The 1,287-nt window shown below is 65.7% G+C and carries 2 protein-coding genes; both read right to left on the bottom strand.

Annotation, left to right across the window (positions count from 1 at the left end):
• Positions 1-566 (bottom strand): NAD-dependent epimerase/dehydratase family protein (locus tag MTR72_RS40190; RefSeq protein ID WP_341512346.1); only part of this gene is annotated, 566 nt, incomplete at its 3' end.
• The coding region (locus MTR72_RS40185) for a GDP-mannose 4,6-dehydratase (protein ID WP_341512345.1) at positions 547-1,287 on the bottom strand (741 nt) is incomplete at its 5' end. The genes MTR72_RS40190 and MTR72_RS40185, both read right to left, overlap by 20 nt.

Below are 1,287 nucleotides of genomic sequence, written 5' to 3'. Positions count from 1 at the left end.
GCGGCGACCACGTGGCTGTACTCGGGATGATAATTGTCGCCGGGCCCGTAGAGGTTGGTCGGCATCACGCTGATGAAGTCGCTGCCATACTGGCTGCGATAGGCCTCCGCCATCTTGATGCCGGCGATCTTGGCAATCGCATAGGGCTCGTTGGTGGGCTCGAGCGGGCCGGTCAGCATGGAGTCCTCGCGCAGCGGCTGGCTCGCGAGCTTCGGATAGATGCAGGAGGAGCCCAAAAACATCAGCTTCTCGGCGCCGCTTTGATGCGCGGCGTGGATCACGTTGGCCGCGATCACGATGTTGTCGTAGATGAACTCGGCGCGCAGCGTGTCGTTGGCGGCGATGCCGCCGACCTTGGCGGCGGCGAGGAACACCACCTGCGGCCGCACCTTCGCGAACCAGTCGAACACGGCGGCCTGGTTGCAGAGATCGATCTCGCGCCGGTCCACCGTGACGAGCTCGACGTCCTCCCGCGCCAGCCGGCGCACCAGCGCGCTGCCGACCATGCCGCGATGGCCGGCGACGTAGACGCTCTTGCCCTTCAGCTCAAACGCTGCGTTTGCCATTGGCGACGTCCCGTTTGGCCTCGGCCAGATCGCTCGCCATCATCTCCTCGACGAGCTGGGCAAACGTCCGCTTCGGCTTCCAGCCGAGCTTGTCGCGGGCCTTGCTGGCATCGCCGATCAGGAGCTCGACCTCGGTGGGACGGAAGTAGGTCGGATCGATCCGCACCACGGTCTTGCCGCTCCTGGCATCGACGCCGGTCTCCTCCACGCCCTTGCCGCGCCATTCGATGCGGCGGCCGACCTGCGCGAAGCAACGCTCGACCATCTCGCGCACCGAGCGCATCTCGCCGGTGGCGAGCACGAAGTCGTCGGGCGCATCGGCCTGCAGGATCATGTGCATGCCCTCGACGTAATCCTTGGCATGGCCCCAGTCGCGCTTGGCCTCGAGATTGCCGAGATAGAGCGTGTCCTCGAGCCCGAGCTCGATGCGGGCAACGCCGCGGGTGATCTTGCGGGTGACGAAGGTCTCGCCGCGGATCGGGCTCTCGTGGTTGAACAGGATGCCGTTGGAGGCGAACATGCCGTAGGCCTCGCGGTAGTTCACCGTGATCCAGTAGCCGTAGAGCTTGGCGACGCCGTAAGGCGAGCGCGGATAGAACGGCGTGGTCTCCTTCTGCGGGATCTCCTGCACGAGGCCGTAGAGCTCGGAGGTCGAGGCCTGGTAGAACCGCGTCTCCTTCTCCATGCCGAGGATGCGGATTGCCTCCAACAGCCGCAGCAC

Origin of the sequence: Bradyrhizobium sp. ISRA442 (assembly GCF_038085055.1) — a bacterium.
In the GTDB taxonomy this organism is placed as follows: Bacteria; Pseudomonadota; Alphaproteobacteria; order Rhizobiales; family Xanthobacteraceae; genus Bradyrhizobium.
Note: the sequence above shows the minus strand (reverse complement) of the source record. Positions and strands in the feature narration are given on the sequence as shown.